The 22,947-nt window shown below is 63.8% G+C and carries 25 protein-coding genes; 17 read left to right on the top strand and 8 right to left on the bottom strand.

Going from position 1 to position 22,947, the window contains the following annotated elements:
* Positions 1-3: 3 nt before the first annotated feature.
* The 3 genes from ASN89_RS04220 (at position 4) to ASN89_RS04210 (ending at position 2,221) form a co-directional block, all read left to right on the top strand.
* Positions 4-642: an NF038129 family PEP-CTERM protein gene (locus ASN89_RS04220; protein ID WP_058048389.1), complete on the top strand. Its 639-nt coding sequence runs from the start codon at positions 4-6 to the stop codon at positions 640-642.
* Positions 643-830: 188 nt separating this feature from the next.
* Positions 831-1,553, top strand: coding sequence for a winged helix-turn-helix domain-containing protein (locus ASN89_RS04215; protein WP_046682599.1), 723 nt, complete (start codon positions 831-833; stop codon positions 1,551-1,553).
* Positions 1,550-2,221, top strand: coding sequence for a LuxR C-terminal-related transcriptional regulator (locus ASN89_RS04210; protein ID WP_058048388.1), 672 nt, complete (start codon positions 1,550-1,552; stop codon positions 2,219-2,221). Before ASN89_RS04215 ends, ASN89_RS04210 begins: the two co-directional genes overlap by 4 nt.
* On the opposite strand, the gene ASN89_RS04205 is transcribed toward ASN89_RS04210, so the two are convergent.
* The 3 genes from ASN89_RS04205 to ASN89_RS04195 form a co-directional block, all read right to left on the bottom strand.
* Positions 2,218-2,631 carry a protease inhibitor I9 family protein gene (locus ASN89_RS04205; protein ID WP_058048387.1) on the bottom strand — a complete coding sequence of 138 codons (414 nt, stop codon included), beginning with the start codon at positions 2,629-2,631 and terminating at the stop codon, positions 2,218-2,220. The genes ASN89_RS04210 and ASN89_RS04205 overlap by 4 nt on opposite strands.
* Before the next feature lie 75 nt (positions 2,632-2,706).
* Complete coding sequence (locus ASN89_RS04200; RefSeq protein WP_058048386.1) at positions 2,707-5,859, bottom strand: S8 family serine peptidase; 3,153 nt, start codon at positions 5,857-5,859, stop codon at positions 2,707-2,709.
* Positions 5,860-5,901: 42 nt separating this feature from the next.
* Entirely contained in the window at positions 5,902-6,660 is a 759-nt protein-coding gene (locus tag ASN89_RS04195) for an NF038120 family PEP-CTERM protein (RefSeq protein ID WP_046682595.1), read from the bottom strand.
* 477 nt (positions 6,661-7,137) lie between these two features.
* On the opposite strand from ASN89_RS04195, the gene gspG reads away from it, so the two are divergent.
* From gspG to ASN89_RS04135, 12 genes are all read left to right on the top strand, one after another.
* Positions 7,138-7,581, top strand: a complete 444-nt coding sequence (gene gspG / locus ASN89_RS04190; RefSeq protein ID WP_046682594.1) for a type II secretion system major pseudopilin GspG — start codon at positions 7,138-7,140, stop codon at positions 7,579-7,581.
* A 36-nt stretch (positions 7,582-7,617) separates the two neighbouring features.
* Positions 7,618-8,823: a type II secretion system F family protein gene (locus tag ASN89_RS04185; RefSeq protein ID WP_058048385.1), complete on the top strand. Its 1,206-nt coding sequence runs from the start codon at positions 7,618-7,620 to the stop codon at positions 8,821-8,823.
* A complete protein-coding gene (locus ASN89_RS04180) occupies positions 8,823-10,526 on the top strand; it encodes a GspE/PulE family protein (protein ID WP_058048401.1) in 1,704 nt (567 codons plus the stop codon). Before ASN89_RS04185 ends, ASN89_RS04180 begins: the two co-directional genes overlap by 1 nt.
* Complete coding sequence (locus ASN89_RS04175; protein ID WP_152988436.1) at positions 10,519-11,337, top strand: hypothetical protein; 819 nt, start codon at positions 10,519-10,521, stop codon at positions 11,335-11,337. The genes ASN89_RS04180 and ASN89_RS04175 overlap by 8 nt, the downstream gene beginning before the upstream one ends.
* Positions 11,334-11,882, top strand: a complete 549-nt coding sequence (locus ASN89_RS04170) for a PilN domain-containing protein (RefSeq protein ID WP_046682591.1) — start codon at positions 11,334-11,336, stop codon at positions 11,880-11,882. Before ASN89_RS04175 ends, ASN89_RS04170 begins: the two co-directional genes overlap by 4 nt.
* Complete coding sequence (locus tag ASN89_RS04165) at positions 11,879-12,451, top strand: hypothetical protein (RefSeq protein ID WP_058048383.1); 573 nt, start codon at positions 11,879-11,881, stop codon at positions 12,449-12,451. Before ASN89_RS04170 ends, ASN89_RS04165 begins: the two co-directional genes overlap by 4 nt.
* Complete coding sequence (locus ASN89_RS04160; protein ID WP_058048382.1) at positions 12,448-12,966, top strand: hypothetical protein; 519 nt, start codon at positions 12,448-12,450, stop codon at positions 12,964-12,966. The genes ASN89_RS04165 and ASN89_RS04160 overlap by 4 nt, the downstream gene beginning before the upstream one ends.
* On the top strand, positions 12,966-14,990 hold the full coding sequence (locus ASN89_RS04155) for a secretin N-terminal domain-containing protein (protein WP_058048381.1): 2,025 nt from the start codon (positions 12,966-12,968) through the stop codon (positions 14,988-14,990). Before ASN89_RS04160 ends, ASN89_RS04155 begins: the two co-directional genes overlap by 1 nt.
* The gene (locus ASN89_RS04150) at positions 14,987-15,478 is read left to right on the top strand and encodes a type II secretion system protein (RefSeq protein WP_058048380.1); all 492 of its coding nucleotides are present in this window, start codon (positions 14,987-14,989) and stop codon (positions 15,476-15,478) included. The genes ASN89_RS04155 and ASN89_RS04150 overlap by 4 nt, the downstream gene beginning before the upstream one ends.
* Before the next feature lie 3 nt (positions 15,479-15,481).
* A complete protein-coding gene (locus ASN89_RS04145; protein ID WP_046682586.1) occupies positions 15,482-15,874 on the top strand; it encodes a type II secretion system protein in 393 nt (130 codons plus the stop codon).
* Between the two features lie 5 nt (positions 15,875-15,879).
* Positions 15,880-16,530, top strand: a complete 651-nt coding sequence (locus ASN89_RS04140) for a type II secretion system protein (RefSeq protein WP_058048379.1) — start codon at positions 15,880-15,882, stop codon at positions 16,528-16,530.
* 240 nt (positions 16,531-16,770) lie between these two features.
* Positions 16,771-17,268, top strand: coding sequence for an FxDxF family PEP-CTERM protein (locus ASN89_RS04135; RefSeq protein ID WP_058048378.1), 498 nt, complete (start codon positions 16,771-16,773; stop codon positions 17,266-17,268).
* 99 nt (positions 17,269-17,367) lie between these two features.
* Here ASN89_RS04135 and murJ read toward each other — a convergent pair whose 3' ends face one another.
* Positions 17,368-18,915, bottom strand: coding sequence for a murein biosynthesis integral membrane protein MurJ (gene murJ, locus ASN89_RS04130; RefSeq protein ID WP_058048377.1), 1,548 nt, complete (start codon positions 18,913-18,915; stop codon positions 17,368-17,370).
* Between the two features lie 297 nt (positions 18,916-19,212).
* On the opposite strand from murJ, the gene rpsT reads away from it, so the two are divergent.
* Entirely contained in the window at positions 19,213-19,479 is a 267-nt protein-coding gene (gene rpsT, locus ASN89_RS04125; RefSeq protein WP_010395935.1) for a 30S ribosomal protein S20, read from the top strand.
* A 156-nt stretch (positions 19,480-19,635) separates the two neighbouring features.
* On the opposite strand, the gene ASN89_RS04120 is transcribed toward rpsT, so the two are convergent.
* From ASN89_RS04120 to ASN89_RS04110, 3 genes are all read right to left on the bottom strand, one after another.
* On the bottom strand, positions 19,636-20,079 hold the full coding sequence (locus ASN89_RS04120) for a DUF192 domain-containing protein (protein WP_058048376.1): 444 nt from the start codon (positions 20,077-20,079) through the stop codon (positions 19,636-19,638).
* 131 nt (positions 20,080-20,210) lie between these two features.
* The gene (locus ASN89_RS04115) at positions 20,211-20,477 is read right to left on the bottom strand and encodes a hypothetical protein (protein ID WP_058048375.1); all 267 of its coding nucleotides are present in this window, start codon (positions 20,475-20,477) and stop codon (positions 20,211-20,213) included.
* Positions 20,478-20,599: 122 nt separating this feature from the next.
* Positions 20,600-21,163: a pseudouridine synthase gene (locus tag ASN89_RS04110; RefSeq protein WP_058048374.1), complete on the bottom strand. Its 564-nt coding sequence runs from the start codon at positions 21,161-21,163 to the stop codon at positions 20,600-20,602.
* A gap of 280 nt (positions 21,164-21,443) precedes the next feature.
* On the opposite strand from ASN89_RS04110, the gene icd reads away from it, so the two are divergent.
* Positions 21,444-22,697 (top strand): NADP-dependent isocitrate dehydrogenase, encoded by a 1,254-nt coding sequence (gene icd, locus ASN89_RS04105; RefSeq protein ID WP_046682579.1) that lies wholly within the window; start codon positions 21,444-21,446, stop codon positions 22,695-22,697.
* Positions 22,698-22,783: 86 nt separating this feature from the next.
* Here icd and ASN89_RS04100 read toward each other — a convergent pair.
* Positions 22,784-22,947: cold-shock protein (locus tag ASN89_RS04100; RefSeq protein ID WP_152988435.1), on the bottom strand; the 164-nt coding region annotated here is incomplete at its 5' end.

The raw sequence follows: 22,947 nt of genomic DNA, 5'->3' as shown, positions 1-22,947 counted from the left end.
ATCATGTTGACAACGACATTCAACCTCACTCTGCGCCGCGCCGTGCTGGCCGCCCTCCTGGCCGCTAGCTCCAGCCTGGCGCTGGCGGATCCGCTCGGCTACCGCGTGGAAATCGACACGAGCGCCTTTTCCGGCGCCGGTTTCCTCGACTTTGCTTTTATCGCCGGCAACAGCCCGGCGCCGGGCGCCAGCGCCGTGCTCAGCAATTTCTCGGGCGCGTTCGGTGCGCTGGAATCGATGGAAGGCAACGTCAGCGGCAGCTTGCCTGGCACCTTGACCTTCGGCAATAGCGGCGCCTACAACGACTGGTTCCACAACGTGACCCTGGGCGGCAAGTTCGGTTTCAATATCGTCTTTGGCGGCGACTTCCTGAACACGGCCGGCAATGCGGGCACGACGTTTGGCGTGGGCTTGCTCGACTACACCGGCATGGCTTACCTGGGCAATGCGAATGGCAACCTGGTGCAGTTCGAACTGACCCCGCTCAACGGCGGCTTGCCGGCCAGCATCGCCGGCAGCACGTATGCGAGCATCGCGTCGATCTCGGCCGTGCCGGAAGCGTCGGAATGGATGATGCTGACGGGCGGCCTGGCGCTGATCGGTTTCGCCCTGCGCCGCCGCCAAGCTGTCGCACGCGCCTAGACTTTCCAGCTTAAACACAGCGCGCCTGCGGGCCGCTGTGTTTTTTTTCATCTATTTATTCGTAATAGCTATAAATCAGGAAACTAAATTGTATTAGTCACCGTTTTACGCTTGATGCATAGTAAAAAACTTGTCGGGCAGTCTAGTATTTTCATGACTGCTGCCAACTTTTTTCGGGAGATGCATCGATGCCTGGCCATATCCTGGTGCTGGACCCTGCGCCTGCCATGCAGGCGCTGCTGGCGCATAACCTCGCGGGCGCCGGCTACCGGGTCAGTTGTGCCCTGAATGCGCGCGGCGCGCTGGCGCTGCTGGCGGCCGACCCGCCCGACGTGCTGCTGCTGGAATGGGAACTGCCGGATGCGTCCGGCATCGCGCTGCTGCGCCAGGTGCGCCAGGACGGCGTGCTGTGCGACTTGCCCATCATCATGATCAGCGCGCGCGACAGCGAACAGGACAAGGTGCTGGCGCTGGAAAGCGGCGCCGACGATTATCTGTGCAAGCCTTTTGGCCCCCGTGAAATGCTGGCCCGCGTGCACGCGCTGCTGCGCCGGCGCGCGCCTTCGGCCTTGCGCACAGGCGCAGGCACGGCCGGGGCTGCCGCCTTGCGGCTCGACCCGCATACCCTGCGCGTAACGGCGGGTAGCGTGCCCATCCACCTTGGCCGCGTGGAATTCAAGCTGCTGCATTTTTTGATGGACCATCCGGGCAGGGTGCATAGCCGCGCGCAACTGCTGGACCAGGTGTGGGGCCATGCCGCCTACCTCGACGAACGCACGGTCGACGCCCACGTGGGCCGCTTGCGCCACGCCTTGCAGCCGGGCGGCTGCGGCCACCGCATCGAAACCGTGCGCGGCAGCGGCTACCGCTACCTGGCGATTGACGCGGCCGATGCGGCCGTGTGCGCATGATGCTGCTGACGGGGCGGGAACAGGAATACTTGCTGCACGCCATCCTCGGCGCGCATGGCATCGCCGCGCCCGGGGATTTCTTCCTGTGGAGCCAGGGGCCGCTGCAAACGCTGTTGCCGCACGACATATTGATGTGCGCGCAGCTGGACGCGGACGGGGCCGTGCTGCGCAGCGAAGCCTGGCACAGCGCCGCGCCCGATCACGCGCAACTGCGCCAGCGGCAAGGCCAGCTGGCGCACCTTGCGCTGGCCTGGCGCGCGGGCGACCGGCGGGCCGGCATCATCGACGGCGTGCTGGTGCATGGCAGCGTGGGCGACGCCGGCGGCAGCTTTTTTGCCCTCTTCGCCGTGACGCCGGCGGACGCGGCGCGTCAGGCGTATGCGCTGGAATTGCTGCTGCCCTACCTGCACGTGCACTGGCTGGCGCTGCCAGGCAGGCAGCGTGCGCCCGTGACCGGCCCGGCTGCCACGCGCGCGGCCAGTGCGCGCGAGCTGGAAGTGCTGCATTGGGTACGCGAGGGGAAAAGCAATGACGAGGTGGGACAAATCCTCGGCATCAGCGGCTGGACCGTGAAAAGCCACTTGCAGCGCATCTATAAATTATTGGGCGTCAGTAACCGCACGCAAGCCGTGTCGCGCGGCATTGCGCTGCGCCTGCTCAGCCATTAGCGCTGGTCCCGCGGCCGGGCCTGCATCTTTTCATTACCATCTTGCGTGTGTTCGATGCTGCCGGGCGATACCCGCGCCACGTCCGGGCTCGCTTGCAGGCGGGCCACTTCGGCCGGTGTCAGCATGGCGGCAAAGCCGTTGAAGGCCGCCGTGTAGCGATATTGCACGGGGGCATCGGGCACCAGCGCCAGCACGGCGCGCTGCTGCGCTTCCAGCCGTGCCGTGTAGCGCCGCGCGGCATCGCTGTTGGTATCGAGCCCATGCACCCCGTCCGCTTGCGAGGCCAGCGGCGGGGCGCGCAATTGCACCAGATACGACAGCCGCGCCGCGGCGGCCTGCGCCGCGACAGGCAGGGCATGGATGCCGGCCATGCCGGCCAGGATGGCAATACCGAGGCGTAGTGTGGACATGCGTCGATTGTACGCGCGTCGCGCATAAAAAACGCGCCCCGCAGGGCGCGTTGTGTTACCGCTGGAGCGATAGCGTTACAGCTTGGCGTCCGCCCTCACGTTGCGCTGGCTGGGGACGGCCAGCGGCAAGGGGCTGTTGGTCTCCACCGACAGTACCGTGGTGGACGCTGCCGCGTTGTTACCATCAAGGAAGACTACGCCGCCCAGGTAGCGCTTGCCCGTTTCCAGCCCCGACCAGCTGACGCCGGCCGTGGCGCTGCCGCCCACGTACACCTTGGTTGGCAGGGTGGCTTTCAGGTTGCCGCCCTTGTCGGCTGTCGTGACGACGGCCGACGACAGGCCGAAGCCGGTCGAGACGCCATTTGCCAGTTCGTAGCCGATCACGCACACCTTGTAGTTGCCTGCGGCCGGGGTGGTGAGGGTGATGGCCTCGTTCGAGCCGGCCGTGGCCGAGGTGGCGACGGTCGCGCCGGCGCTGTTGAGCAGCAGCATGTCGAGGTCATTGCCGGCGCCTTCCGTGGTGTCGCGGTCGAAGATTTCGAAGCGCGCCACGACGGTGCTGGCGGGAATGCTGACATTGACTGCGCGCACGCCGCTGCCACCCGCCTTGCACGCGTCGGCCATCTGCGCCAGCGTTTCCACGCTGCCCGGCGCTGCCTGGCTGATAGTTTGTGCGCTGCGCGCCACTTCCTTCAGGCCGCCCGTCGCCGCGCCGACCTTGCCGGCAAAGCCGGTGGACAGGGTCAGCGAACGCAGGCCGCTGACCTTGTCGGCCTGCAGCAATGCCGGCGACTGCACCGCGCGGCCCGAGCGGGCCGTGACGGGGCTGCGCACCGTGTGCACGCCGTCGCTCCACACGAGGGCGCCATACTGCCAGGCATTATCCGGCGCCGTCGTGCGCGCCAGGGTCACGGTGAAGGACTTGGTTTCGCCGGGTGCCAGCGCCAAGGTGGCAGGCGTTACCGTCACGCTGTAGCCGCTGAGCGAGGCGCTGGCCGTGTAGGTGGCGCTGCTGCTGCCCACGTTGGTGACGCGGCGCGTCACCGTTTGCGTGCCCAGCACGTTGCCGATGGTGATGGACGGCATGTTCAGGTTGTAGCCGGCCAGGGTGCCGCCCGCGCATTCGGCCGTCATGCCGACGCCGCACATGTATTTCTTGTAGTCGGCCAGGTTGGCGTCATACACGAGGCCGGGATCGGTCGCCTTGTTTGGCGTCACGTGGCCGGCGCCCTGGCCCCATGGCAGGATGCCGCGCGCGTCGCCCGCCTGGATGTCGGGCAGGGTGGCGCTGCCGGTCGTCATCAGGGCCGACTTGATGGCGGCCGGGCTCCAGTCCGGATGCTGCTGGCGCAGCAGGGCGGCCAGGCCGGCCACGTGCGGGCTGGCCATCGAAGTGCCTTGCAGGAAGATGTAGGCTTGCGCCGGCACCAGGCTGCCATCCTGCACGGCGTCGCGCTGGGCGCGCGTCAGGGCAGGCGTGCCGCCGGCCAGGATGTCCACGCCAGGCGCGGTGACGTCAGGCTTGAGCAGGTTGGCGTCGTACAGGTTCGGGCCGCGCGACGAGAAGTCGGCCACCACGGGGGCGGCAGGGCCGTTGCCGTTGGTGACGAAGCGCGAGATGGCGGCCGTGGCCGTGCCCGTTTGCGCCTGGGCGTTGATCAGCGCGCCATCGGCGGCGCTCACGTGCACGGCCGGCAGCACGTGCGGGTCGGACACGAGGCCCACGCCCGTGTCGACCAGCACCATGCCGGCGCCGCCCGCTTCGAGCACGGCGATGCCTTTATCGGTGCGCGCCGTGGTGCCGCGCAAGCAGCTGACGACCTTGCCGGCGACCTTGGCCGGATCCAGCAGGGCCACGCCGCCGTTGTCTCCGGCGCGGTAGCACAGGGCCAGTTTTTGCGCATCGGCGCCGGGCAGGCCCGCGTCTTGCGCGCGGATCAGCGTGGTGGCCGGCAGCGGGTTGTAGTTGAGCGAGGCGCCCGTGTAGCTGGCGCCGTTGCTCAAGGTCACCTTGGCCTGGTTGGCGCGGTTGTGCGTCGAGGCGGCCACGGTGGTGATCCATGGGCTGACGTGCGCCACGGTATTGGCCGGGCCCGCATTGCCGGCCGACGCGGCAACGAACACACCCGCATTCGATGCGTGCAAAAAGGCTTGCTCGACGGGGTCGTTGACGGTGCCGCCGCCGCTGATCGAGTAGTTGATCACGTGCACGCCATCCTGCACGGCTTTTTCAATCGCCGCCACGCTGTCGCCGCCGTAGCAGCCGTTCTTCGCACCGGTCGGCTGGGTAGCCAGGTTGTACGACCAGCACACCTTGTAGACGGACAGACGGGCGCGCGGCGCCACGCCGGAAATGGCGCCCAGCGGCGAGCCGTTCACGGTCACCGGCACGCCCGCATTGCCGCCCGCGGTGGACGAGGTGTGCGTGCCGTGGCCGCCTTCGCCATTCGGGTCGCCGATGGAATCGCGCGGCGAGGTGAATTCGCTCCAGTGCTGGATCTTGTCCGTCTCGGTCAGGCGCACGGCGTTGAAATACTGCGCGCCGAGCAGCTTGTTGTTGCAGTGGTCTTGCGTAAAGCCTTCACCCGTCTGGCAGCTGCCTTTCCAGGCGGCCGGCGCGGCGCCGTAGGCCAGGGTGGCGTTCGGGTCGAAGGTCGGGGCGCCGTTGGCGTCGACCCTGTCCGCGTACGACAGGTTTTCCGGCCACACGCCGCCATCGACGATGCCGATGATGATGTTTTCGCCCGCATGCTGCTTGCCTCCCAGCTGGCTCCACAGGCCACCCGGCTGGTCCAGGCCCAGGAAGGTCGGCGTGTAGTTCGTTTGCAGGGCGCGCGGTTCGTCGGGGGCGATGCTGGCCACTTCGCCGCTCGCTTGCAGCTGGCGCACTTCGGCGTCCGTCAGCAGGGCGGAAAAACCGTTGAGGACGATCTTGTACTGGTATTGCACGGGTGCGGCGGCGACAAGGGCTTGTACCCGCGCCTGTTTCTGTTCAAGGTAGTCGCCGTACAGCTGCACTTGCGTGCTGGCCAGGTCGAGGCGGCTGCCGGCGGCAGGCTGGGTGGCATCCAGGCCATCCACCGAGCCGGTGTAGGAAGCGATCGGTTTGTCGGTCAGCTGCACGATGTAGGGGCGGCGCAGGTCGTCGGCGTGGGCCTGGAAGCTGAGGCTGGCAAACAGGCTCAGCACGGCGAGCGAAATGGGACGCAAGGTGGGGCGGAATGTCATGTAGGGTTTCCTGGTGACGGTAGCGGGAATCGAAAGGGAAGATCAGGCTTGCTGGCGGCGGCGCGCCGCGAAACCGATGCCTGCCAGGCCCAGCAGCATCATCGCGTAGGTCGATGGCTCCGGTACCGAGGCGACGATATTGTCGAGCGCAAACTGGCCCTTGTTGGTCGTGAAGGCGTTGCAACTGCCGGCCGTGTTGCAAGTGAAGCCGAAGAAGGCCAGCGAGGCGAATTGCTGGCTGCCGAAGCTGGCGCTGGTGTTGTAATGCTGGAACTGGAAGTTGCCGCCGATGGGGCCGCCCAGCTGATAGGTTTCATAGATGGACGAACCGTTGGCATAGAAGCCTTGCACGCGCAGCAGTCCCGCTACGGCTGGATAGGTGACGCCCTGGGCGTAGCCGATGAAGCTGGCGTCGAAACCCTGCAGGCTGACGCTGCCGCCCGTATTCAGCGGATCGAGGTAGACGATGCCGTCGTTGAGGGATGCATAGTAATTGCTCGTATTGTTGGTCGGACACGCCATGCCGCATGCGGCCGGGTCCGTGCCGTCGAACACGGCGCCGACCAGGTCGCCATAACTGGCGCCGACGGTATTCGAAGCGCCCGTCAGCAGGAATTTGCCGAATTCCAGGGAATCGCCGTGGCCGACGAACTGGCTGTCGATTTTATCAAAGTTGATCACGTCCGCGATGGCGGCGGGGGCCCAGGCGGCGGACAGGGCCAGGATGGCGGCGCCGGTCCATTGCTTGGCCGAGAAAGGACTTGCTGCGGCAGTTGCCTTCGAATGCACAATACGAGTCATGAATTTTCCCTTGCTGATTATGTAGGATGCAATATGTTTTGCGTCTGGGATGCTGTCTTGGATGCTCTCTCCTGCGCGGCCGGATAAGACCAATGCGTAGAAAATTGATTTTTACTATAGCAAAAGAGGCAATTCCATTGTTTGATATTCTTGCAAATTTAATTTGAAAGTTACAAATAATGAATGAATAAAATTCATCACTCACTATGATTTGGTAACCAGGAGTAGATAGTTTCCGCATTGAAAATAGTTGAGTAATTGACCAGCCAGTCAAGCGCGCGCGGCGCCGTGGCGGTTTCGCGCACACTGGATGGTTTCCGCCGGAATTTGTTGTTCACAGTACAAAGAAAAGATTGTATTAACCATAAGCGGCATGGTAGGCTGATAAGCATCAGGCAAGCGCGTGTCGCCCGTGCGTGGCCATCCGCCGCGCATGGCGACACAATGTATTGAAGGTCGGCAATAAGGAGTTAGCGGATGCATGCAGCACACAGGCAGAACTTTGCGGCAACGCGCCATGCGCGCGGCTTTACCTTGCTCGAATTGCTGGTCGTCATCGTCATCATCGGCTTGCTGGCGGCGTATGTCGGCCCCAAGTATTTCGCCCAGCTGGGCAAATCGGAAGTGACGGTGGCCAAGGCGCAGATCGAGGCGTTTGAAAAATCGCTCGACACCTACCGCCTCGATGTGGGGCGCTATCCCACCACGGAAGAGGGTTTGGCCGCGCTGCTGGTGGCGCCGCCCGCCGCCGGCACGCGCTGGAATGGTCCTTACCTGAAAAAGGCTGTGCCACTCGACCCGTGGGGGCATGCCTATCAATACCGTGCGCCAGGCAGCAAGGGCGAGTACGATATCGTCTCGATGGGCAAGGATGGCCAGCCGGGCGGCAGCGGCGAGAACGCCGACATCAGCTCGCAATAGCGCCAGCGCCAATCTTTTTCCTACGGACAAGCCATCATGCAGTTCGAAGTACGCGCGCTTTCCACGGACCAGGCCGTAGCTACCTTGCAGACGTGCGTGATCGACGGGCGCGACGAAGCCGACGCGCGCCGCCAGGCCGAAGCGCGCGGCCTGTTTGTCAGCGCCATCCGCCCCGTGCGGGCCACGCCGTTCAGCGCGGCCGGGCGCCAGCGCGCGCGGGCCTTGCCCCTGCTGCTGTTCAGCCAGGAATTGCTGGCGCTGCTGCAAGCGGGCCTGGGCATCGTCGAAGCGCTGGAAGCCTTGCTGGAAAAAGAAGCGTCGCCGGCCACGCGCAGCGTGCTCACGCGCCTGCTGGAAGGCTTGCGCGAAGGCAAGCGCTTTTCCACCGTGCTGGGCGAGCAATCTGAACTGTTTCCTCCCTTGTATATCGGCATCGTCAAGGCGGCCGAGGGCACAAGCGACTTGCCGCGCGCCCTGTCGCGCTACATCGACTACCAGCAGCGCATCGATGCGGTGCGCGGCAAGATCGTCAGCGCCGCCATCTATCCCGCCATCCTGCTGGCCGTGGGCGGCGGCGTCAGTGCCTTCCTGATCAGCTATGTGGTGCCCCGTTTCGCCGAGGTCTACCAGGGCGCCGGGCGCAATCTGCCTTGGATGTCGCAAGTGATGCTCAGCTGGGGCCAGTTCGTCACGCAGCATGGCGTGTTGCTGTTGCTCGGGTTGGCACTCGTCGGCAGCATCGTGTTCACCGCCGTGCGGCGCGTGCTGCGCAACGGCGGCGTGGCGCGCCTGCTGGCGAAGTTGCCCGGCATCGGCGAGCGCGTGCGCATCTATGAACTGTCGCGCCTGTACCTGACCCTGGGCATGCTGGCCGAGGGCGGCATCACCATCGTGCAGGCGATCGCCACCGTGCAGGCGATGGTCTCGCCGGGCATGCAGGCGTCCTTGCAACAGGCGCGCGGCGCCATCGAGGCGGGCCAGCCGCTGTCGTCCGCGTTCGAGCAGCATCAATTGACGACGCCCATTTCCCTGCGCATGCTGCGCGTGGGCGAGCGCACGGGCGACATGGGCCCCATGCTGACGCAGTCGGCCGCTTTTTACGACGGTGAAATCAGCCGCTGGATCGACCGTTTTACGCGCACCTTCGAGCCGCTGCTCATGGCTGCCATCGGCCTCGTCGTGGGGGCCATCGTGATCCTGCTGTACATGCCCATCTTTGACCTTGCCGGCGATATTTCATGATGCAAACCGAATCCGCGCCTGTTGCGCCCATCGTGGCCATCGACCCCGCGCTGCTGCAGCGCGCGCGCGTCCTGAGCCGGCAATCGAAGCGCAGCCTGGTCGAGGAATTGCAGGAACTGAGCGGCATCGAGGCGCGCGCCGTGGTGCGCGAACTGGCGCGCCCGTTCGGCCTGGACGTGCTGGAAACGGCCGACATGCTGGCCTTGTCTCCCGCTTTCGACGTGCTGCCATTGTCGCAGGCGCTGGCGCGCCACAGCGTGCTGCTGCGCGCCGCCGACGGCCAGCTGGTGGGCGTGATCGCCGACCCGTTCGATCTCGACCTGCAAACCTGGCTGAATGCGCGCGCGGGGCAGGGCGCCTTGAGTATCCGCCTGGCATTGCAGGCCGACATCGGCGCCTATCTGTCGAAGCAGGAAGAATCGGCGCGCGCCGTCGACAGCCTGCTGCCGGGCGCCGCCACCGACGCGCGGCGCGACGGCAAGACGGCCGCCGTGCTGTCGTTCGCCAGCGTCTCGGAAGCGGCCAGCCCCGCCGTCAAGCTGGTCAACTCGACCCTGTATGACGCGCTGAAGGCGGGCGCCTCGGACATCCACCTGGAAAGCACGGCGGGCGGCCTGGCCGTCAAGTACAGGGTCGACGGCGTGCTCGATCACGCCACGTCCGTCAACGGCATCGAAGTGGCCGAGCACATCATCTCGCGCCTGAAAGTGCTGGCCGAACTCGATATCGCCGAGCGCCGCGTGCCGCAGGACGGCAGCTTCCGCGTCGAATCGGGCGGGCGCGAAATCGACTTGCGCGTCTCCATCATGCCCAGCATCCATGGCGAGGACGCCGTCATCCGCATCCTCGACAAGCGCGCCATGATCGAGGCGTACGGCGCGCTGACCCTTGAAGCGCTGGGCTTTGACTCGCCATCGCTGGTCGCCTTGCGCGCGCTGGCGCAGGAAGCCTACGGCATGCTGCTCGTCACGGGACCGACCGGCTCGGGCAAGACGACGACCCTGTACGCGGCGCTGACGGAAATCCACAACGGGCGAGAAAAGATCATCACCATCGAAGACCCCGTCGAATACCAGTTGCCCGGCATTCTGCAAATTCCCGTCAATGAAAAGAAGGGGCTGACCTTTGCCAAGGGCTTGCGCTCGATTTTGCGGCACGACCCCGACAAGATCATGGTGGGCGAGATCCGCGACCGCGAAACGGCGGAAATCGCCGTGCAGTCGGCCCTCACGGGCCACCTGGTGCTCACCACCGTGCATGCAAATAATGTGTTCGACGTGTTCGGCCGTTTTACCCACATGGGCATCGACCCGTATGCGTTTGTCTCGGCCCTGAACGGCATCTGGGCGCAGCGCCTGATCCGCACCAACTGCCCCCATTGCGCCACGGAATACACACCCGACGATGCCGAGCTGGCCAGCGTGGGCCTGGCGCGCGCCGACGTGGCGGAGTATCAATTCAAGCAGGGCAAGGGCTGCGGCGACTGCCGCGGCACGGGCTACAAGGGGCGCCGCTCGATTGCCGAAATCCTCGTGCTGACCGATGAAATCCGCGAATTGATCGTCGATAAAAAGCCGATCCGCCAGATCAAGGCGGCCGCGTATGCGAACGGCACGCGCAGCCTGCGCCTGGCGGCGCTGGAACTTGTCAAGCGGGGCGCCACCACCATCACGGAAATCAAGAGGGTCACCCTGCATGCGTAGAGGTCTTGGACAAGGATTACGCCTGGGCGTGGCGGCGGGCAAGGTAAGCCTGTGGCGCGGCAGCCGCTGGCGCGCGCCCGCCTGGACGCCGCTGGGCGAAGCCGCGTATGCGCCGGACGACGCGGCGTACGGCGACTTTGCCGCCCTGGGCCAGGCGTTGGAACAGATACTGCCGGCTGGCGAATACGCGGGCTGGCCCTTGTCCGTGGTGCTCGACGATGGACTGACGCGCCTGTGGCAAGTGGACATGCCGCACGGCGCCGCGCGCCTGGCCGACATCGAGGCGGCCGCCGCGCTGCGCTTCCAGTCGCTGTATGGCGATGCCCCCGGCTTGTGGCGCAGCAGCAGCGCCTGGGATGCGCGCGCGCCGTTTTTCTGTGCCGTGCCCCGTGCGCTGCTGGCGCAGCTGACGCGCGTGGCCGACGCACGCAAGCTGGTCCTGATTTTCATTACGCCGCAATTCGCGCGCCACTGGAACCGCTGGCATGGCGCGTTGAAGCCGGGCGCCTGGTTTGGCCAGTTGCAGGAAAATACCCTGACCCTGGGCGTGCGCCACGATGGCCGCCTGCGCGCCGTGCGCGCGCTGCCCGTGCCGCCTGGCGCTGGCAGGGAGTGGCTGGCGCAGACCTTGGCGCGCGAGGCGCTGCTGCAAGGCGTGTCCGCACCGGCGCTGCTGCAGCTGTGCGGCGCGGTACCAGCGGCATGGCTGACGCCGGTCAAAGAATTCCAATGCCAGGTTTTTCCCGCGCCGGATGGCGAAGGCGCTTTGTCGCCGGCCGCCCGGCTGGCGCACAGCGGAGGCGTGGCATGACGCGCCTCGATATCGATTTCGCGCCGCCAAACTGGCGCCGCAGCCTGCACCGCGTGCCCGCCTGGGCGTGGTGCATCGGCGCGCTGGGCGTGGCGCTGGCCGTCACGGCGGCGTACAGCGGCAGCGCCGCGCTGCAGCGCCAGCAGCTGCGCGAGGGACAGTTGCAGCGCGCCCAGCAGCGCGTGCTGGCCGCCACGCAGGGGCCGGCGCCGGTGGTGTCCACGCCGATCGCGCCGGCGCAGGCGGCGGCCGTGAATGCGGCCATCCTGCAATTGAACCTGCCGTGGCGCGACTTGCAGGATGCGCTGGCCAGCGCCACGCCTCCAGGGGTCGCGCTGCTGGCGCTGGAACCGGATGCGCGCAAGCGCGTGCTGAAGATCACGGCGGAAACGACCAGCAGCGACGCCATGGTGGCGTATGTGGCGCAACTGAAGCAGCAGGAGCTGTTCGGCATGCGCGTGCAGCTGCTGCGCCATGAAATCAACGCGCTCGATCCGAACAAACCCTTGCGCTTCCAGCTTGAAGCGCGCTGGGGCACGCCATGATGGCCATCGATCTCAATAGCTTGCGCCTGCGTTCGCAACTGCTGTTGCGCCGCCTGGGCGCGCCCGCCTGCCTGGCCGTCGCCCTGCTCGCGCTGGGTACGGCTGCATGGGTCTGGGCCTGGCAGCAGCGCGCCGTGGCGGCGCAGCTGGAAGCGCGGCCCTTGCCGCAGCCAGCACTGGCCGTGGTGGCTGCGGCGGCGCCGGCGACGGCCAGCGAAAACCTGGCGCGCTTTTATGCCGCCCTGGGACAGCAGCGCCACGCGGAGCAGCAAGTCAAGCAGCTGTTCGACCTGGCTGCGAAAAACGGCTTGCTGCTGGCGCAGGGTGAATACAAGAGCGGCTACGACAAGGCCAGCCGTGTCGCCACCTACCAGGTGACCTTGCCGCTGAAGGGCAGTTATGCGGCCGTGTGGCAGTTCGCGCTGCAAGCGTTGCGCGCCGTCCCTTTCGCCTCGCTGGACGAACTGAGTTTTCGCCGCGAGCAGATCGCCGATACGCAACTCGAAGCGCGCTTGCGCCTGACCTTTTATCTGACCGATACGCCTGGCGCTGCGGGAGAAACGCCATGACCCCGCGCCATTATCTGATGCTGGCCGGCGTGCTGGGCGCGGGCGCCTTGCTGCTGTTCGGCGAGCGTCAGCCCGTGGCCGACGTGGCCGAAGCCGTGGAGCGGGCCGTGGCGCCCGCGCGCCATGCGGCTGCCAAAGCACCTGCCGCGCAGCCGGCCATCCTGGCCTTGCTGCCGCGCAGCGAAGTGGCGGGCGAGGATGGCGACACCTTTGGCGGCGCCGGCGGTGTCTTCCAGAGCCAGAACTGGAATCCGCCGCCGCCGAAAATAGCGGTGACGGCCGCACCGCCACCGCCGCCGATGGTGCCGCCGCTGCCTTTCGTCTACCTGGGCAAGGCGGCCGCCGACGGCGCTTGGGAAGTGTTTTTGTCGCGCGCCGACAAGACGTATATCGTGCGCGCCAATACCGTCATCGATGGCGCCTACAAGGTCGTGACGATCGCGCCGCCCGTCATGACGCTCACTTATCTGCCGTTGAACCAGGTTCAGCAGCTCAACATTGGAGTTTCCGAGTGATGTCTCGTTCCTTTTCATCGGCGCTGCTGCTCTTGCTGCTGTCGGGCTGCGCAGGGCAGCAGGCTTACCGCGATGGGCGCGAGCTGATCGCGCAAGACCAGGTGACGGCCGGCCTGCAAAAGCTGCAGGAAGCGCTGCAGCAGGACCCCGGCAACGCGCAATACCGCAGCGCCTATCTGCAGGCGCGCGAACGGGCGACCGGCAGCCGCTTGCAGCAGGCCGAGCGCCAGGCGCAGGCGGGGCAGGCCGACCTGGCGCGCGCCTCCTTCATGAGCGTGCTGGAAATCGATGCGCAAAACGAGCGGGCCAACAGCGGCTTGCGCGCGCTCGAGCGCGAACAGCGCCAGGGCAAGCTGCTGGCCGAAGCGCAAAAGGATATCGAAGCCAAGCGCTACGATCCCGCGCGCCAGCGCCTGAACGCCATCCTCACGGAGCAGCCGAACCATGCGGGCGCGCGCACGCTGCTGCGCGACGTCGATGAAAAAACGGCGCCGCCCGTGGTCGAATCGGGCTTGGCCAAATCGTACAAGCAGCCGATCACGATCGAGTTTCGCGACGCGCCGTTAAAGCAGGTGTTCGAGTTGATCGCGCGCCGTTCCGGCCTCAATTTCGTCTTCGACAAGGACGTCAAGGCGGACGCGAAAACCTCGATCTTCCTGAAAAACAGCACGGTGGAATCGGCCGTCTACTTCCTGCTGGTGACGAATCAGCTGGAGCAGCAGGTGATGGATGCGAATACGATCCTGATCTATCCGAACGTGGCGGCGAAATTGAAGGAGTACCAGGAAGTGCTGGTGAAAACCTTCTTCCTGGCGAACGCGGACGCCAAGCAGGTGGCCAACACGCTCAAGACGATTCTGAAGACGCGCGACGTGGTGGCCGATGAAAAGCTCAACCTCGTCATCGTGCGCGACACGCCAGAGGCGATCCGCCTGGCCGAACGCCTGATCGCGCTGCAGGACGTGCCCGAGGCGGAAGTGGTGCTGGAACTGGAAATCCTCGAAGTCAAGCGCAGCCGCCTGATGGAACTGGGCGTGGCCTGGCCTTCGAGCCTGACCCTGACGCCATTGAGCACGTCGGGCGGCGTGGGGCTGACCATCAATGACCTGAATAATCTGAACCAGCGCACCATCGGCGTGAACAACCTGGCCGTGACGGCAAACGCCAACAAGACGGACGGCGACGCGAACATCCTGGCCAACCCGCGCATCCGCGTGCGCAACCGGGAAAAGGCGAAGTTCGTCATCGGTGACAGGGTGCCTGTGGTGACCACCACCATTTCGCCGGGCACGGGCGGCTTCGCTTCCGAATCGATCAGCTACCTGGACGTGGGCCTGACGGTGAATGCCGAGCCGACCATTTATTTGAACAACGAGGTGGGCATCCGCATCTCGCTCGAAGTGAGCAACCTGGGCGCGGCCACCACCACCCGCAGCGGCTCGACCCTGTACCAGATCGGCACGCGCCAGGCGTCGACCATGCTGCAGCTGAAGGATGGCGAAAACCAGGTGCTGGCGGGCTTGATCAACAATGAGGAGCGCAGCTCGGGCAACAAGGTGCCTGGCCTGGGCGACATCCCCGTGCTGGGGCGGCTGTTCGGCAGCAGCAAGGATGACAGCCAGAAGACGGAAATCGTGCTGTCGATCACGCCGCACCTGGTGCGCACGGTGCAGCGTCCGGAGGCGAAGGAATCGGAATTCTCGGCCGGCACGGAAGGCAGCTTCCGCCGCCGTCCCGACATGGCAGCCAAGGCGCCCACGCAGATGCCGGGCACGGTGATCGTGCGTTCCGGCCCGTCGGCCGTCGGCATGCAGCCGGCGCCGGCGCAGCCGCTGATGACGCCGGGCGCTTTGCCGGCGCCGCTGCCGCAGACGGTGCCCGCGCCGGAGGTGGCGCCGTCGCCCGAGCCGGCCGCGTCGCCCTTGCCGATATCGTCGGGCCAGCCCGTACCGCTGCAGGCGGCGCCCTTGCCGCTGTCGTCGAGCCAGCCGGTGCCCGTGGCGCCGCCACCGCCTGCCAAATGAGACTGGCGCATGCGCAGGGTGGGCAGGGCGGCTTCACCCTGATCGAGCTGCTGGTGACCCTGGCCATCCTGGGCGTGCTGGCCACCCTGGTCATTCCCGTCACGCAGGTGACGGTGCAGCGGCGCCAGGAGCAGGAATTGCGGCGCGCGCTGCGCGAGATTCGCCAGGGGATCGATGCTTATAAACGGGCCGGCGACGAGGGCCGCATCGTGCGCGCGACAGACGCCAGCGGTTATCCGAAAAGCCTGGAATTGCTGGTCGAGGGCGTGCCGGATCAGCGCAGCCCGAAGCGCAGCAAGATGTTCTTTTTGCGCCGCGTGCCGCGCGACCCGTTCAACGGGGATTCGGGCCTGAGCGATGCGCAAACGTGGGGCAAGCGCAGCTACGCCAGCGAGGCGGCCGAACCGCGCGAAGGCGACGACGTGTACGATGTATATAGCACGTCCGGCAAGACCGGCTTGAACAACGTGCCCTACCGTCTATGGTGAACCATGGCTGCTGAAAACTCCCCACACCGCACGCGCGGTTTTACCCTGATCGAATTGCTGGTGGTGCTCGGCATCGTGGCGCTGCTGCTGACCCTGGCCGTGCCCCGCTACTTTCCCAGTCTCGACAAGGCGAAGGAAACCGTGCTGGCGGATAACTTGCGCAACCTGCGCACGACCATCGACCAGTTCCACGGCGATACGGGGCGCTATCCGGATACCTTGGAGCAATTGGTGGAAAAGAAATACCTGCGCGCCATGCCCATCGATCCCATCACGGATAGCGACAGTAGCTGGCTCATCGTGCCGCCGCCCGACGATACGCCGGGCCAGGTGTATGACGTGAAAAGCGGCGCGCCCGGCAAGGACCGCAGCGGCACGCCGTTTGCCGACTGGTAGCGGCCATGCACCGTCCTGCGCGCCGCCAGCGCGGTTTTACGTACCTGGGCTTGATCATTCTGGTGGCCATCCTGGGCTTGGTAGGGGCGGCCGGCCTGAAGATGGGTTCCTTGCTGCAGCGCCAGGCGGCAGAGCAGGAATTGCTCGATATCGGCGCGCAGTTTTCAGATGCCCTCTACAGCTATGCGGCCGCCACGCCGCCGGGCCAGCCGCAACAGCCGCCCAGCCTTGCCGCCTTGCTGCGCGATCCCCGTACGCCCCAGTTGCGCCGGCATTTGCGCAAGCTGTTTGTCGATCCCATCACGGGGCGCGCCGAGTGGGGCTTGCTGTACCAGCCCGGCAGCAATGGCATCATTGGCGTGCACAGCCTGTCGCAGACGGCGCCATTAAAGATCGGCAATTTCGAGGCCCGGTTCACCGGCTTTGAAGGCAAGACGCATTTCTCGGAATGGCGCTTCATGGCCGATGCCCGGGTGTCATCCGTCCCGCCTACGGGAGCGGCAACTGTGCCGGCGAGTGATGAGACCGGCACCGCGCCCGTCTTGCCGGAGCCACCGTTGTTTTCTCGCCCTGTTACTCCAGCGCAAGAACAAACGCTGCCAGAGCCAGTTGAGCAGCCAGAACCGCAAAATCCCGCTGAAAACGCTGCCGAATAGGCGTTTTTACCTTAAAACATGGGAAAAATAAATGTGTGCGCCGGCAACTATTTTTTCATAGAAATTCATAGATACTGGCAAATAGTTCATTTAGAAAATAGTTATCTCAGGTGAAACTTCGATAAAATATTTATAAGTAATTCGATGTAATTATGCTACCATTCTGTTCAGTACTTCCGGTACTAAAACTATTGGTGGCCTGCGCATTGCAGCCATAAATTACTTTTTAAGGGATAAACTATGAAATTGAAATTTATCGCTGCAGGCATCATGGCAGCAGCATCGTTCAGCGCATCGGCAGCAACCTACGACCTGGGTATCCTGGATCCAACCGGTTCCGATACCTTGTCGGCTTTCACGACCAAGTTCGCCATCAATTCGGAGATCAATGATTCGTGGACCTTCCAGTTGCTGGCTCCATCGTCGACCTCGTTCGGTGCTCTGCAAACGTTCTCCGTTGCTAATGGCGCGATCAAGGATTTCGCAGCGACCCTGGTCGGCTATGGCGATCTGACCAAGAGCACGGCTAGCGGCATCCAGAATCTGAGCTGGGCAGGTCAATTGGCCGCAGGCACCTACACGGTGCAAGTCACGGGCCTGACCCTGGTGAAAAATGTTCAGTACGTAGGCACGGTTTCGGCCCTGCCAGTACCAGAACCAGAAACCTATGGCATGCTGCTGGGCGGCCTGGCGCTGGTTGGCGCCGTCGCACGCCGCCGCGCCAAGAAAGCTGACTAAGCTTTCGCTGCAATGAAAAAAAACCCGCTTCGGCGGGTTTTTTTTCGACTGGATAATCTGCTAAGGCAAGACGCCGGCAACAACGTCCTGCGCAGCTGGTCAAGCATGGCGCTTGAAGTCGCGGAAGCGGAAGCCGACCAGTAATAGCGTGGCAAAGTACGCCACGCCGCACAGGGCCACCACCAGGGCCAGCGCGCCGGCCCGCAGCAACGGATGGGCTTGCATGGCGATCCAGTCGATGCGCACGGCGCCCGCATACGCCACGCCGCCCATCACGATGAGTGCCGGCAGCAGGCGCAGGAAGAACTTGGCCCAGCCCGGTTTCGGCTGGTAGATGCCGCGCTTGCGCAAGCCCCAGTAGAGAAAAGTGGCGTTCAGGCAGGCGCCCAGGCCGATCGACAGGGCCAGGCCGGCCACGGCGATGTAGGGCACGAACAGCAGATTCATCAGCTGCGTGGCGATCAAGACGCCGATGGCGATTTTCACGGGCGTACGGATGTCCTGGCGCGCATAGAACGCGGGCGCGAGAGTCTTGACGAGGATGATGCCGATCAAGCCCAGGCTGTAGGCCACGAGCGGTTGCGTCGACATGGTCACGGATTCGGCCGTGAACTTCCCGTAATGGAAGAGCGTGGCGATCAGCGGCGTGGCCAGGGTCGCCATGCCCACGGCGGCGGGTAGGGCCAGCAGGAAGGTCAAACGCAAGCCCCAGTCCAGCAGGGCCGAGTATTCCGTCTTGTCGCCATCCACGTTCGCCTTCGACAGGCTGGGCAGCAAGATGGTGCCCAGGGCCACGCCCAGCATGGCGGTGGGAAACTCCATCAGGCGGTCCGCATACGACAGCCAGGAAATGCTGCCTTCTGCCAGGCGCGACGCGATGCTGGTGTTGATCATCAGGCTGATCTGCGCTGCCGAGACGGCGAACACGGCCGGCCCCATCTTCTTCAGCACGCGGCGCACGCCGCCGTCGGACAGGCCGATGGCGGGATTGATCGACAGGCGCGGCAGCATGCCGATCTTGATCAGCGCGGGAATCTGGATCGCCACTTGCAGCAGGCCGCCTGCGAACACGGCAATGGCCATGGCGTAGATCGGCTGTTTCAAATAGGGCGCGAGGAACAGCGAGGCGGCGATGAACGACAGGTTCAGCAGCACCGGCGTGAACGCGGGAATCTTGAATTCGCGCCAGGTATTCAAGATGCCGCCGGCCAGGGCCACGAACGACATGCAAGTAATATAGGGGAACATCAACCGCGTCATCCACACGGCCGCGTCAAAAGCGCCCGGGTCCTTGGAGAGACCCGTGGCGATCACATACACGAACCAGGGCGCGCCGACGATGCCGATGGCGGACACGAGCAGGGTGGCCCAGACGAGGGTGGTGGCCACATGGTCGGCCAGCTGCTTGCTCGCTTCCTGGCCGTGCTGATTCTTGTATTCAGACAAGATCGGCACGAAGGCTTGCGAGAACGCTCCCTCGGCAAACAATCGGCGCAACAGGTTGGGGATGCGGAAGGCAACAATGAAGGCGTCCGTGTAGGCGCCGGCGCCAAAGGCGCGCGCGAACAGGCTTTCGCGCAATAATCCGGTTACACGGGACAGCATGGTCATGCTGGAGATGGCGGCGAGGGTTTTAAGCAAGTTCATGGGGGCAGATTATAGCCGGGAGCGGTACTGGCAAACGGTTAAAATATGGTAACAATTGCCACCGATTCGCCCTTGCCCGCCTCATTTTCACGTGTTTTTGGCGTGACACACGGTTTTTTGATTTGCCCCCGCTTGAAAATATCGCTATAATCGAAGGCTGTACAGAATTCTGTTACGCAGACACTAATGTTTGACAGGCACTGGTTTGGCACACATGGTTCGGCAGACGCACAGAACGCACCGGTTGGCAAACACTAATGTTTGCAAACGCACTTTGACCCTGTTTTAGGAAATTCCATGGCAAATACCGCACAAGCGCGCAAACGCGCTCGTCAAGCAGTTAAGCAAAACGCACACAATTCGTCCCAACGTTCGACCTTGCGCACGGCTATCAAAGCTGCTCGCAAAGCGATCCAGGGCGGCGACAAGGCAGCAGCTGCTGCAATCTTCCAAGCATCCGTGTCGACCATCGACCGTATCGCTGACAAGAAGATCATCCACAAAAACAAGGCAGCTCGCCATAAGAGCCGTCTGGCAGCTGCTTTGAAAGCACTGTCCGCTTAATATTCGCCAGCAGGCAAGCCACCACGGTGGCCTTGCCTGTGCCGGTACGCTGGCACTGGTTGAAAAGCAAAAACCCGCAGATTCATTCTGGCGGGTTTTTTCGCGTCTTCATTCTGATTTTTAAGGCCGCGTCCGCTAGCGGCCCGCCGTCACGCCCTAGCGCGCCGCCGGCAAGTTGCCGATGCTCATGCCCGGCTTGATGTTCTTTTGCTTGAACCAGCCCAGATTCATTTCCAGCGCATAGCGCACGGGCACGGTCTTCGTGGAACAATGGCTGTCGAGCGTGTGCGGCTGCATGTCTTCGATGTTGACTATCTTGCCGCTGGAGTCGATAAAGGCCACGGACAGGGGCAGCGGCGTGTTTTTCATCCACATGCATTGCGTGGACGGATTGCCAAAGACAAACAGCATGCCTGCATTGGCCGCCATCTTTTCGCGGTACATCAAGCCCTGTTCGCGCTGCTCTTCCGTGGCGGCCACTTCCGCCTGGATCAAATGCATGCCGGCCGACAGTTGCAAGCTCCTGGTTTGCGCCTGGGCCATGCTGGTGCAAGACAACAGGGCGATGGACAGGCTGAGACGGCAAAGGGAATTTTTCATGGGGCGGGACGGTGGCTGCGAAGCGGCGATTAAGCCATGCTGGCGGCTGCCTGGTCAAGCATGCTGCCTGGCCGCGCCGAAAGCGTGGGGTTACAGCAACATGCTCGCCGTCGTAACCCCGGGAACCGCGCTTACTTCACGGGCTTGCCCGCTTCAGCGGCTGGCTGCTTCGTCTTGCGCGCCTGGGGAATCAGGCGCGGCGCATCGGTTGCAGCCGATGCGTTGACGGAGGCCGATGCCGGTGGCACGGGTTTGCTGGCGTCGGTGGCGGCCGAGGCGTGGCTGGCTGCCGATGCCGGTGGCGGCTTGGTGGCATCGGTCGCGGCGGAAGCGTGCACCTGGGCGCCCGACTGGGCCAGTGCGGCCCCGGCAAGCAGGGATGTGGTCAGGGTTAACATTACTTTTTTCATCATCTTTCCTTTTCCGTCATGTTAAGGTCAGATGATTTTAATGCATTATCTAAAAATAAATAATGCTTATTGGCAAAATTTAGCGCCGCAGCAGTCTTTTCCTGGCCTTTTTACGCTTTGCCAATGTTCTCGGCCGGCACTTCGCACCATTCTCCCGGCATCAGTGGATGGCTGGCCAGCGAGAACGGTCCGATGGCGCTGCGCACCAGGCGCAGGGTGGGCAGGCCGACGGCCGCCGTCATGCGCCGCACTTGCCGGTTTTTTCCTTCTTTCAATGTGATCGCCAGCCACGAGGTCGGCTTGTCGGCGCGCGCGCGGATCGGTGGATTGCGGGGCCACAGCCAGTCCGGCTCGGCGATGCGCACGCCCTTGCACGGCTTGGTAATGAAGTCGCCCAGGTCCAGCGGCGCCTGAAGGCGCGCGAGGCTGGCCGCATCGGGCACGCCGTCGACCTGCACCAGGTAGGTTTTCGCTTCCTTGCGGTCCGGGTGGCTGATCTCGTGCTGCAGGCGGCCGTCATCCGTCAGCAGCAGCAAGCCTTCGCTGTCGGCGTCGAGCCGGCCGGCCGGATAGATGCCGGGGATGGTGAGATGGTCGGCCAGGGTGGTGCGGCCGTCCTGCGGCGAAAACTGGCACAGGACCTGGAATGGTTTATTGAAGAGAATGAGTGGCATGCTGGATAAATGGGTGCAAACGATGGTGGCTGCTGGTCGGCGCCGCAAAAGCGTGGCGCCCTGTAAGATACTGGTGCATAATGTGAAACGTTAGTCTTATGTCTTATAGAAGACTATGGCGGTGCGCTTCTTTGGTGATGCGGATGGCCCGGGTGTTCTTTCCCTGCTAAAGTGCGTTGTTGCCGCCCTGTTCGGACTTGTTTTTGTAAACTCTGCAACCGCAGAGCGCGTCGCCGGCCTGTGTTGCCCGCCAGCGGTGTGTCCCACTTCGGAGATCACGATGTATCAACATATCACTGTACCTGCTGACGGCCAAAAAATCACCGTCAACGCCGATTTTTCGCTGAATGTACCAGATAATCCCATCGTTCCCTTTATTGAAGGCGATGGCACGGGCATCGATATCAGCCCGGTCATGATCAAGGTGATCGACGCTGCCGTGGCCAAGGCCTACGGCGGCGCGCGCAAGATCAGCTGGATGGAAATCTACGCGGGCGAAAAATCGACGAATGTGTACGGCCCCGATGTGTGGCTGCCGGAAGAAACACTGGAAGTACTCAAAGATTACGTGGTGTCCATCAAGGGCCCGTTGACGACGCCCGTTGGCGGCGGCATCCGTTCGCTGAACGTGGCCCTGCGCCAGCAGCTCGATCTGTATGTCTGCCTGCGCCCCGTGCGCTACTTCACGGGCGTGCCATCGCCCGTGAAAGAGCCGGAAAAGACGGACATGGTGATTTTCCGCGAAAACTCGGAAGATATCTACGCCGGCATCGAATACCAGCAAGGCTCGCCCGAGGCCAAGAAATTGATGGATTTCCTCGTCAATGAAATGGGCGTGACCAAGATCCGCTTCCCGGCCACGTCGGGCCTGGGCATCAAGCCTGTCTCCATCGAAGGCACGGAGCGCCTCGTGCGCAAGGCCATCCAGTACGCGATCGACAATGACAAGCCATCCGTGACGATCGTGCACAAGGGTAACATCATGAAGTACACGGAAGGCGGCTTCCGCGACTGGGCGTATGCGCTGGCGCAAAAGGAATTCGGCGCCGAGTTGATCGATGGCGGTCCATGGTGCAAGTTCAAGAATCCGAAGACGGGCCGTGACATCATCGTCAAGGATTCCATCGCTGACGCGTTCCTGCAACAGATTTTGCTGCGTCCGGCCGAATACAGCGTCATCGCCACCCTGAATTTGAATGGCGATTATATTTCCGACGCGCTGGCGGCGCAAGTGGGCGGCATCGGCATCGCGCCGGGCGCCAACCTGTCGGACTCCGTCGCGATGTTCGAAGCGACGCACGGCACGGCGCCGAAATACGCGGGCAAGGATTACGTGAACCCCGGTTCCTTGATTTTGTCGGCGGAAATGATGCTGCGCCACATGGGCTGGCTGGAAGCGGCCGACCTGGTCATTTCTTCGATGCAAAAGTCGATCGCCTCGAAGCGCGTCACCTACGATTTCGCCCGCCTGATGGAGGGCGCCACGCAAGTGTCGTGCTCCGGTTTCGGCGAGGTGATGATCGAGCACATGTAATGGAGGGGCAGGGCGCTGCGCGCCCTGCGGACGAAAAAAAACCCCGTTCGAAAACGGGGTTTTTCACATCTGAGGGCCGGCGATGCTTAGGCTGCTTGGATGTTGGAAGCTTGCTTGCCTTTAGGGCCTTGCGTGACTTCGAATTGAACTTTTTGACCTTCTTTGAGGGTCTTGAAACCGTTCATGTTGATTGCGGAGAAATGAGCAAACAAATCTTCGCCGCCATCATCTGGAGTGATGAAGCCAAAAC

The sequence above is a fragment of the Janthinobacterium sp. Ant5-2-1 genome, from assembly GCF_001445815.1.
GTDB lineage: Bacteria > Pseudomonadota > Gammaproteobacteria > Burkholderiales > Burkholderiaceae_D > Janthinobacterium > Janthinobacterium lividum_E.
The sequence above is the reverse complement of the archived record's forward strand: the minus strand, read 5'-3'. Positions and strand labels throughout refer to the sequence as shown.

Bases quoted from the DNA above. Each gene is read 5' to 3' on its own strand.
- murJ (WP_058048377.1), bottom strand. From the start codon at position 18,915: ATGAACTTGCTTAAAACCCTCGCCGCCATCTCCAGCATGACCATGCTG.
- rpsT (WP_010395935.1), top strand. From the start codon at position 19,213: ATGGCAAATACCGCACAAGCGCGCAAACGCGCTCGTCAAGCAGTTAAG.
- ASN89_RS04185 (WP_058048385.1), top strand. From the start codon at position 7,618: ATGCAGTTCGAAGTACGCGCGCTTTCCACGGACCAGGCCGTAGCTACC.
- ASN89_RS04170 (WP_046682591.1), top strand. From the start codon at position 11,334: ATGACGCGCCTCGATATCGATTTCGCGCCGCCAAACTGGCGCCGCAGC.
- ASN89_RS04160 (WP_058048382.1), top strand. From the start codon at position 12,448: ATGACCCCGCGCCATTATCTGATGCTGGCCGGCGTGCTGGGCGCGGGC.
- ASN89_RS04135 (WP_058048378.1), top strand. From the start codon at position 16,771: ATGAAATTGAAATTTATCGCTGCAGGCATCATGGCAGCAGCATCGTTC.
- ASN89_RS04115 (WP_058048375.1), bottom strand. From the start codon at position 20,477: ATGTTAACCCTGACCACATCCCTGCTTGCCGGGGCCGCACTGGCCCAG.
- ASN89_RS04200 (WP_058048386.1), bottom strand. From the start codon at position 5,859: ATGACATTCCGCCCCACCTTGCGTCCCATTTCGCTCGCCGTGCTGAGC.
- icd (WP_046682579.1), top strand. From the start codon at position 21,444: ATGTATCAACATATCACTGTACCTGCTGACGGCCAAAAAATCACCGTC.
- ASN89_RS04195 (WP_046682595.1), bottom strand. From the start codon at position 6,660: ATGACTCGTATTGTGCATTCGAAGGCAACTGCCGCAGCAAGTCCTTTC.
- ASN89_RS04220 (WP_058048389.1), top strand. From the start codon at position 4: ATGTTGACAACGACATTCAACCTCACTCTGCGCCGCGCCGTGCTGGCC.
- ASN89_RS04205 (WP_058048387.1), bottom strand. From the start codon at position 2,631: ATGTCCACACTACGCCTCGGTATTGCCATCCTGGCCGGCATGGCCGGC.
- ASN89_RS04150 (WP_058048380.1), top strand. From the start codon at position 14,987: ATGAGACTGGCGCATGCGCAGGGTGGGCAGGGCGGCTTCACCCTGATC.
- gspG (WP_046682594.1), top strand. From the start codon at position 7,138: ATGCATGCAGCACACAGGCAGAACTTTGCGGCAACGCGCCATGCGCGC.
- ASN89_RS04110 (WP_058048374.1), bottom strand. From the start codon at position 21,163: ATGCCACTCATTCTCTTCAATAAACCATTCCAGGTCCTGTGCCAGTTT.
- ASN89_RS04165 (WP_058048383.1), top strand. From the start codon at position 11,879: ATGATGGCCATCGATCTCAATAGCTTGCGCCTGCGTTCGCAACTGCTG.
- ASN89_RS04210 (WP_058048388.1), top strand. From the start codon at position 1,550: ATGATGCTGCTGACGGGGCGGGAACAGGAATACTTGCTGCACGCCATC.
- ASN89_RS04180 (WP_058048401.1), top strand. From the start codon at position 8,823: ATGCAAACCGAATCCGCGCCTGTTGCGCCCATCGTGGCCATCGACCCC.
- ASN89_RS04155 (WP_058048381.1), top strand. From the start codon at position 12,966: ATGTCTCGTTCCTTTTCATCGGCGCTGCTGCTCTTGCTGCTGTCGGGC.
- ASN89_RS04175 (WP_152988436.1), top strand. From the start codon at position 10,519: ATGCGTAGAGGTCTTGGACAAGGATTACGCCTGGGCGTGGCGGCGGGC.
- ASN89_RS04145 (WP_046682586.1), top strand. From the start codon at position 15,482: ATGGCTGCTGAAAACTCCCCACACCGCACGCGCGGTTTTACCCTGATC.
- ASN89_RS04215 (WP_046682599.1), top strand. From the start codon at position 831: ATGCCTGGCCATATCCTGGTGCTGGACCCTGCGCCTGCCATGCAGGCG.
- ASN89_RS04140 (WP_058048379.1), top strand. From the start codon at position 15,880: ATGCACCGTCCTGCGCGCCGCCAGCGCGGTTTTACGTACCTGGGCTTG.
- ASN89_RS04120 (WP_058048376.1), bottom strand. From the start codon at position 20,079: ATGAAAAATTCCCTTTGCCGTCTCAGCCTGTCCATCGCCCTGTTGTCT.